This is a genomic window from Paraburkholderia dipogonis (assembly GCF_046027395.1).
Lineage (GTDB): Bacteria > Pseudomonadota > Gammaproteobacteria > Burkholderiales > Burkholderiaceae > Paraburkholderia > Paraburkholderia dipogonis_A.
Map to the genome: position 1 here is coordinate 1 of NZ_JAQQEG010000094.1, position 8771 is coordinate 8771.

Annotated in this window: 8 protein-coding genes; 7 read left to right on the forward strand and 1 reads right to left on the reverse strand. The window is 63.9% G+C overall.

Annotated elements, in window-relative coordinates:
• Nucleotides 1-85: 85 nt before the first annotated feature.
• The 6 genes from argS to PQR32_RS41775 all read left to right on the forward strand — a co-directional run bounded on the left by argS (nt 86) and on the right by PQR32_RS41775 (nt 7004).
• Nucleotides 86-1876, forward strand: a complete 1791-nt coding sequence (gene argS / locus PQR32_RS41750; RefSeq protein WP_408241641.1) for an arginine--tRNA ligase — start codon at nt 86-88, stop codon at nt 1874-1876.
• 61 nt (nt 1877-1937) lie between these two features.
• Complete coding sequence (locus PQR32_RS41755) at nt 1938-2747, forward strand: SPOR domain-containing protein (RefSeq protein ID WP_408241644.1); 810 nt, start codon at nt 1938-1940, stop codon at nt 2745-2747.
• Between the two features lie 172 nt (nt 2748-2919).
• A complete protein-coding gene (locus PQR32_RS41760) occupies nt 2920-3558 on the forward strand; it encodes a thiol:disulfide interchange protein DsbA/DsbL (RefSeq protein ID WP_408241647.1) in 639 nt (212 codons plus the stop codon).
• A gap of 15 nt (nt 3559-3573) precedes the next feature.
• Complete coding sequence (locus PQR32_RS41765; protein WP_408241650.1) at nt 3574-4353, forward strand: SDR family oxidoreductase; 780 nt, start codon at nt 3574-3576, stop codon at nt 4351-4353.
• A gap of 3 nt (nt 4354-4356) precedes the next feature.
• Nucleotides 4357-5175, forward strand: coding sequence for a cobalamin-binding protein (locus tag PQR32_RS41770; RefSeq protein ID WP_408241653.1), 819 nt, complete (start codon nt 4357-4359; stop codon nt 5173-5175).
• A 242-nt stretch (nt 5176-5417) separates the two neighbouring features.
• Nucleotides 5418-7004, forward strand: a complete 1587-nt coding sequence (locus PQR32_RS41775) for an ABC transporter substrate-binding protein (RefSeq protein WP_408241656.1) — start codon at nt 5418-5420, stop codon at nt 7002-7004.
• Nucleotides 7005-7080: 76 nt separating this feature from the next.
• On the opposite strand, the gene PQR32_RS41780 is transcribed toward PQR32_RS41775, so the two are convergent.
• Nucleotides 7081-8154 carry an MBL fold metallo-hydrolase gene (locus tag PQR32_RS41780; RefSeq protein ID WP_408241659.1) on the reverse strand — a complete coding sequence of 358 codons (1074 nt, stop codon included), beginning with the start codon at nt 8152-8154 and terminating at the stop codon, nt 7081-7083.
• A 187-nt stretch (nt 8155-8341) separates the two neighbouring features.
• Between PQR32_RS41780 and PQR32_RS41785 the strand changes: the two genes are divergently transcribed.
• Nucleotides 8342-8771, forward strand: a 430-nt coding sequence (locus PQR32_RS41785; RefSeq protein ID WP_408241662.1) for a MerR family transcriptional regulator, incomplete at its 3' end; no start/stop codon positions are given.

Sequence of the window (8771 nt, forward strand, 5' to 3'; positions counted from 1 at the left end):
CCCCGCCCCCCCACGGGCCCGCGCCGGCGGCGCGCCCCGCGCCTCTCCCGCATCACCGGATTGCCTCACTGGACTCGCAACAAGCATGCTGCCTGCACATAAACTTACCCTCGAAACACTGCTCGCCGACACGGTGAAGCAGGTCGCGACCGCCTCGCAAGGCGCGACCGAAGCCGCGTTCGTGTCGCCCACCATCACACTGGAGCGCCCCAAGGTCGCCGCGCACGGCGACGTCGCGTGCAACGTGGCGATGCAACTCGCCAAGCCGCTGCGCGCCAATCCGCGCCAACTGGCGCAACAGATCGTCGATGCGCTGCTCGCGCAACCGCAGGCCAAAGGCCTCGTCGAAGCCGCCGAAGTGGCTGGCCCCGGCTTCATCAACCTGCGCCTCGCGGCCGCTGCCAAGCAGGCGGTGATCGCCGCCGTGTTCGCCGAGAAAGAGGCCTTCGGCCGTTCGCAACGCGACGCCGGCAAGCATGTGCTGATCGAATTCGTCTCGGCCAACCCGACCGGCCCGCTGCATGTCGGCCACGGCCGTCAGGCCGCGCTCGGCGACGCGCTCTCGAACGTGCTGGCTTCGCAAGGCTGGGACGTGCATCGCGAGTTCTACTACAACGACGCCGGCGTGCAGATCCAGACGCTCGCGCTGTCGACCCAGGCACGCGCCCGCGGCCTCGCCCCCGGCGACGAAGGCTGGCCGGCTTCGGCGTACAACGGCGAGTACATCGCCGAGATCGCGCAAGACTATCTGAGCGGCGCCACCGTGGCTGCGAGCGACGGCGAGCCGGTCACCGGCGCGCGCGATGTCGAAGACCTCGAAGCGATCCGCCGCTTCGCCGTGGCGTATCTGCGCCGCGAGCAGGACATGGACTTGCAGGCGTTCGGCGTGAAGTTCGACCAGTACTACCTGGAGTCGTCGCTGTACAAGGAAGGCCGGGTCGAGAAGACCGTCGAAGCGCTGATCGCCGCCGGCAAGACCTACGAGCAGGAAGGCGCACTCTGGCTGCGCACCACCGACGACGGCGACGACAAAGACCGCGTGATGCGCAAGAGCGACGGCACCTACACGTACTTCGTGCCGGACGTCGCCTATCACGTCGCCAAGTGGGAGCGCGGCTTCACCAAGGTCATCAACATCCAGGGTTCGGACCACCACGGCACGATCGCACGGGTGCGCGCCGGCCTCCAGGGTCTCGGCGTCGGCATTCCGAAGGGCTATCCCGACTACATCCTGCACAAGATGGTCACGGTCATGCGCAACGGCGAAGAGGTGAAAATCTCCAAGCGCGCCGGCAGCTACGTGACGGTGCGCGACCTGATCGAATGGTCGGGCGGCGCGACGCCGGGCTCTGAAGCCGCCGTCGATCTGATCGACGAGGAAACCATTCGCCGTGGCCGCGACGCCGTGCGCTTTTTCCTGATCTCGCGCAAGGCCGACACGGAATTCGTGTTCGACATCGACCTCGCGTTGAAGCAGAACGACGAGAATCCGGTGCATTACGTGCAATATGCGCATGCGCGGATCTGCTCGGTCATCGCCGAGTGCAAGGCGCGCTACAGCACGGACGAAAGCACGCTGGCGGACCTGGACGTGTCGCCGCTCACCAGCGAACGCGCGATGGCCCTGCTGAACAAGCTCGCCGAATTCCCGGACATGCTGCAACACGCCGCCGACGAACTCGCGCCGCACGCGGTCGCGTTCTATCTGCGCGACCTCGCCGGGGAATTCCACTCGTTCTACAATGACAGAGCCGAGCGCGTGCTGGTCGACGATGCGGCCGAGCGCAATGCACGCGTCGCGCTGCTCGCGGCCACGCGTCAAGTGCTGGCCAACGGTCTCGCGACGATCGGCGTCTCCGCTCCCGTCAAGATGTAAGTCCTCCGGCGCAACATGCATGCGGCCGTCGTTATAATCGACGGCCGTTCCAGGATTCTTTTTGCAGGTGATTCATACGATGGCAAAACCACGCCGCACAACAAAGCAATCGAAACAAACCGGGGGGACTTTTCTCGGCATCGTGCTGGGCCTGATCGTCGGCCTTGCGATCGCGGTAGTGGTGGCGCTGTATATCACCCGTGCGCCCACGCCATTCGTCTCGAAGGTGGCGCCGCCCGCGGCACCCGATTCGGGCGCGAGCCAGCCGCAGTACGATCCGAACCGTCCGCTGCAAGGCAAGACGCCGGGTCAGCCGGTGCCGCAAGCCGCGCAGCCGGCGCCGCCGAACACCGCGCCGGGCCAGACCAACTCGCAGACGCAGTCGGGCATGCTGGAAGAACCGCAGATCGTCGAAGTGCCGCCAGCTAACGGCAACGCGAACGGCACGGCCGTTGCGCCGAAACCCGCGCAGGACAACGGCAACGGCACGGCCACCACGCCGGCGAAGAAGCCGCAAGCCTCCAGCGCACCGGCCGCCACCGCGGCAGGTTCAGCGCCGAAGAGCGGTTCGTCCGCCACGGCCGCCAACGCCAAGGCCGGTTCGGGCGCGGCGCCGGCACCGGGCGATGCGAACACCGGCTACTTCCTGCAAGTGGGCGCGTACAAGACCTCGGCGGACGCCGAACAGCAGCGCGCGCGTCTCGCCTTCCAGGGCTTCGAATCGAAAGTCACGCAGCGTGATGCCGGCGGCGTCACGTATTACCGCGTGCGTATCGGGCCGTTCTCGAAGTTCGAAGATATGAATTCGAGCCGTCAGCGTCTGTCGGACGCGGGCGTGGATACCGCTGTGATCCGCTTCACGAAGCAATAAGCCAACAATAAACCTACGGTGATTTGCCGGGACGCGCCGCCGCCGAACTATCGGCGTGCGGCGCGTGTCACAAGCACGACGGACGGTTCAAACCATCCAACGCCGAATCTTGAAGACGGTGACGGGCATTTGCGTGGCGCCACCGTTTTACGCCTACTTGGGTCAACACAACATGAAGAAACTGCTGAGCATTCTGTTCCTCTCGCTGGGCCTCGTTGCCGCCTCGGCACAGGCATCGCCGGCCGCGCCGGTATCGGGCAAGGACTACACCGTGCTGCCCACCGCGCAGCCCACCGACGTGCCGGCCGGCAAGATCGAAGTCACTGAATTCTTCTGGTACGGCTGCCCGCACTGCAACGAATTCAACCCGTACCTCGAAGCGTGGGCGAAGAAGCAAGGTCCGGACGTGGTGTTCAAGCGCGTGCCGGTCGCCTTCCGTGACGACTTCATTCCACATTCCAAGATGTATCACGCGCTCGACGCGCTCGGCCTGGCAGCGCAGCTCACGCCGAAAGTCTTCAATGAAATCCACGTCAACAAGGACTACCTGCTGACGCCGGAAGATCAGGCCAAATTCCTCGCGAAGAACGGCGTCGATCCGAAGAAGTACATGGACGCGTACAACTCGTTCTCGACGCAAAGCGCGCTGCAGAAGGACAAGAAGCTGCTGGACGACTACAAGATCGACGGCGTGCCGACGCTGGCCGTGCAGGGCAAGTATGAAACCGGCCCGGCTGCGACCGACAGCCTGCCGGGCACGATCCAGGTGCTGGACTACCTGGTCGCGCAGGTCCGCGCCAAGAAGATGTAAAGCCGAGGCGCCGGAATGAGTTCACCCCTGAAGGTTTTCATTACCGGCGCCTCGAGTGGCATAGGCCTCGCGCTCGCCGCCGAATATGCGCGGCGCGGCGCGATTCTCGGCCTCGTTGCCCGCCGCGGCGACGCCCTCGCCGCCTTCCAGCAGTCCCATCCGCAGAACACCGTCTCCATCTATTCCGTCGACGTTCGCGACGCCGAAGCGCTCGCCGATGCGGCCGCGCAGTTCATCGCGCGGCACGGCTTGCCGGACGTCGTGATCGCTAACGCCGGCATCAGCCGCGGCGCGGTCACTGGTCACGGCGATCTGCGCACCTTCCGCGAAGTGATGGATATCAATTACTTCGGCATGGTTGCCACCTTCGAGCCGTTTGCCGCCGCGATGATCGCCGCGAAACGCGGCACGCTGGTGGGTATCGCCAGTGTCGCGAGTGTGCGCGGCTTGCCGGGCTCCGGCGCGTACAGCGCGTCGAAATCGGCGGCGCTCAAGTATCTGGAAGCGTTGCGCGTCGAAATGCGGCCGCATGATGTCGGTGTGGTCACTATCGCGCCCGGCTACATCCGCACGCCCATGACCGAGCACAATCCGTACACCATGCCGTTCCTGATGGACGCGGACCGTTTCGCGGTCAAGGTGGCGCAGGCGATCGAGCGTCAAACGGCGTTCGCGGTGTTTCCCTGGCAGATGCGCGTGGTGGCCATGCTGCTGCACGTGCTGCCGCGCTGGCTCTACGACCGCGCGTTCGAACGCGCGCCGCGCAAGCCGCGCACCACCGCCGAAGCAGAGTAACTCATGCAACCCCGTGCGGTCGATGCAGCCGGCGTCGCGCACGAACCAGCAGGCGCCGCAGCGCGAATCGTTTCGCTGGTGCCGAGCATCACTGAACTGCTGTTCGCGCTTGGTCTCGACAAGCAGATAGTCGGCCGCACCGGCTTTTGCGTGCATCCTCACGACAAGGTGCAGCGGGTGCGCAAGGTCGGCGGCACCAAGGCCGTGAATCTCGACGCCGTTCGTGCGTTGCGCCCCACCCATCTGATCGTCAATATCGACGAAAACGAGCGCGATACCGTCGAACAATTGCGCGCGTTCGTGCCGCATATCGTCGTGACTCATCCGCGGACACCGCGGGACAATCTGGCGCTCTACACGCTGCTGGGCACGATCTTCGATCGCGCGCGGGAAGCACAGCGCCTGAGCGACGCGCTCGAAGCCGGTCTGCGCGAAGCGGCGGCGCACGCGTTCACTCCGCAAAACGTGCTGTATCTGATCTGGCGCGAGCCGTGGATGACCGTGGCGCGCGACACCTATATCTCGACGATGCTGCGGCTCGTGAACTGGCACACGCTGCCGGACGTGCAAGGCGGTGCGGCAGGCGCCGCGCGCTACCCGACGCTCGACTTCGACGCCGCGCCGTGGCTCGCCGATGTCGACCGCATCCTGCTCTCCAGCGAGCCGTATCGCTTCACACAGGTTCATTGCGACGCGCTGAAACGCAATCCACGGTTGGCCGGCAAGCGCATCGAGTTGATCGATGGGGAAATGGTCTCGTGGTACGGGGTGCGTGCGATCGAAGGCATCGCTTATTTAATGCAGCGCGCCGCGGCGGCATGAGCGCAAGCCCAGGCGCTCCATATGAATATGCGGATTATGTTGTTGTCGCCGCAACCACCCTTCGATAAGCTTTCGCGAAGGCCCACGCGCGCGTAGGCGGCATTACCCGACCCATGCGCCAGCGCCGGAAACGTATCACAATAAAGACGACGGCTAGGCCGCAAGGCCGCCCGTCCCTCGTCAACGGAACATAACCACACAACCAGACGCACTACCTGACTGCGCTTGTTATGGGAGATCCTATGCGCTTCAAACTGCTCGCAGCCGCCGTACTGCTCACGGCGCCCGCGCTCGTGCTCGCCAAACCGCTGACCGTCTGTACCGAGTCGAGCCCCGACGGCTTCGATGTCGTGCAGTTCAATTCCCTCGTCACGACCAATGCGTCGGCCGATGTGATCTTCAACTCGCTGGTCTCGTACGACGAGGCCGCGAAGAAAGTGGTGCCGGCGCTGGCCGACAAGTGGGACGTGAGCGCCGACGGCCTCACCTACACGTTCCATTTGCGCCCGAACGTGCAGTTCCAGACCACCGATTACTTCAAGCCCACCCGCGCGTTGAACGCCGACGACGTCGTCTTCACATTCGACCGCATGCTCAACGACAGCAATCCGTGGCACAAGGTGACGGGTGCGAGCGGCTTCCCGCATGCGCAGTCGATGGGCCTGCCGAAGCTCATCAAGTCGATCAGCAAGGTCGACGACAATACCGTCAAGTTCGAGCTGAACGCGCCCGACGCGACTTTCGTGTCGATCCTGACGATGGGTTTCGCCTCGATCTATTCGGCTGAATACGCCGACCAGTTGCTCAAGGCCGGCAAGCAGGTCGATCTGAATTCGAAGCCGATCGGCACCGGTCCGTTCGAACTGAAGAGCTATACGAAAGACGCGGTGATCCGCTACGACGTGAACCCGACCTACTGGGGCCCGAAGCCGAAGATCGACCGCCTGATCTACGCGATCACGCCGGACGCCACGGTGCGGGCGCAGAAGGTCAAGGCGGGCGAATGTCAGATCGCTTTGTCGCCCAAGCCGCAGGATCTCGCCGATGCGAAGGGCGACAAGTCGCTCGCCATCGTGCAAACGCCCGCGTTCATGACGGCGTTCGTCGCGCTGAACACGCAGAAGAAGCCGCTCGACAACCAGAAGGTGCGCGCCGCGCTGAACATGGCGTTCGACCGCACCACGTATCTGAAGACCGTGTTCGACAACACCGCAACGCCGGCCGTGAACCCGTATCCGCCGAACACGTGGAGCTACGACAAGGCCGTGAAGGCGTGGCCGTACGACCCGGCGAAGGCGAAGAAACTGCTCGCCGATGCGGGTTATCCGAACGGCTTCGAAACGACGATCTGGGTACGGCCGAACGGCAGCGTACTGAATCCGAATCCGAAGGCCGGCGCCGAACTGCTGCAAGCCGACTTCGCGAAGATCGGCGTGAAGGCCGACGTGAAGGTGATCGAATGGGGCGAGTTGATCAAACAGGCCAAACAAGGCCAGCATGATTCGCTATTCATGGGCTGGGCCGGCGACAACGGCGATCCGGACAACTACCTGTCGCCGCTGTTCAGTTGCAACGCGGTGAAGTCGGGCATCAACTTCGCGCGTTTTTGCGATCAGGATCTGGACAAGCTGATCGCCGACGGCAAGGCAACGCCGGATCAGGCCAAGCGCGCGAAGGCGTATGAACAGGCGCAGCAGATCATTCACGATCAGGCGCTGTGGATTCCGCTTGGGTATCCGACTGCTGCCGTGATCACGCGCACGAATGTGAGTGGTTATCACGTGAGTCCGTTTGGACGGCAGAACTTTGGGACGGTGGCGGTGCAGTAGTTGCGTTCGCGGTTGAACGTGCGAAAAAAAGCCCGGTTGCGAAAAAACCGGGCTTTTTTGTCAACACACCACACCATCACACCGGCGAAAACCTTATCACCCCATCCGCATCCTGCTCACGCTTCAACTCACCCGCGAGCCACAGCAGATGCAAGTGCGCTAAAGCCTCCCCCATCGCAAACGTCATCTGATGGATATCGAGTTGGCGCTTGAACATGAGCGGCACGATATCCGCGGCGCTCTGCGGTTTCTGCGCGCATGCCTCGCGCACTTCGGCCAGACGCGCGTCGTGATGCTCACGCAATTGTCGAATGCGGGTACGCACGCCGCGGAACGGCTTGCCATGCGACGGTAGCACCAGCGTATCTTCCGGCATCGTTTCGTAACGGCCGAGCGACTCCAGATACAGCGCGAGCGGCGTGCCTTCCGGCTCCATATCGAACACCGACACGTTAGTCGAAATACGCGGCAACACCATGTCACCGGAAATCAGCACGCCGGTCTCTTCGCAGAACAACGCACAGTGCTCCGGCGAATGGCCGAAGCCGGTCACTACGTGCCACGTCTTGCCGCCAATCTTCACGCCATCGGCTTCCCGCAGACGGCGATACTGCCCCGGAATCGCCGGCACGAGGCTCGAATAGTAGCTCTTGCGATTGCGCAGTTTCTCGAGCGATTCCTCGTCGGTCACGCCGTGCCGCGCGAAGTGCCGCGCCGCGCCCTCGCCGCCCGCATTCGAGCCGTCGCCGGCGCCCATTACACGCGCCTGCATGTATTCGCCGAGCGTCATCCATAGCCGCACGTCCCAGCGTTTCTTGTCGCCACCCGCGCAGATCCAGTGCGCGAGGCCGATGTGATCGGGGTGGCAATGCGTGACGATCACGCGCAGCACCGGCAGTCCGTCGAGCACGGAGTCGAACACTTTCTCCCAGTTCTCCTTGATCGTGTCCGAGGTAATCCCGCAGTCGACCACCGTCCAGCCCTGCTGGCCGTCGATCTCGTCGCGCAGCAGCCAGAGATTGATGTGATCCAGCGCGAAAGGTAGCGGCATGCGCAGCCAGAACACGCCTGGCGCGACTTCCATCGCGTGGCCCGCGTCCGGCAAGGTGTCGCTGAACGGGTAGTCGAGTTGATGTTCGAGTGCATTCATTGTGGGTGTCTTCCTCCGTCGGCCGTCCGGCATGGCGAGGTATGCGATGCCGGTCGGCGTGGTTGCGGCGTGCTGGTGCCGTACTGCGGCCGTACTGCGCCTGGTTGCGTTCAACTCAAGTTGACGATAACGTAAACGTCGATTCTATCGTTCAATCCGATTTTCTGCCCGGCCACGGAATGCCCCGATGAACACGCAATACACGATCACCGAGCTCGCGCGGGAATTCGACGTCACGCCGCGCGCCATCCGCTTCTACGAAGATCAGGGTTTACTCTCACCGAGTCGTGAAGGATCGAGCGGCTTACGGCGCGTCTATTCGGGCCGCGATCGAACGCGTCTGAAGCTCACGTTGCGCGGCAAACGGCTCGGCTTTACGTTGTCGGAGATTCGCGATCTGCTGGACGTTTATGAGTCGCCGACCGACACAGTGCCGCAATTGCACGCGTTCCTCACCACGGTGTCGCGGCATCGCGAAGTGCTGGAGCGTCAACTGGAAGACCTGAACGCGACGCTCGAAGACCTCGCGCAATACGAAAACCAGGCGCGGGGGGGGGGGGCCAGCGGGGCGCGCGCCGCCCCCCCCGCCCCCCCCGGGGCGGGGGGGGGGGGCGGGG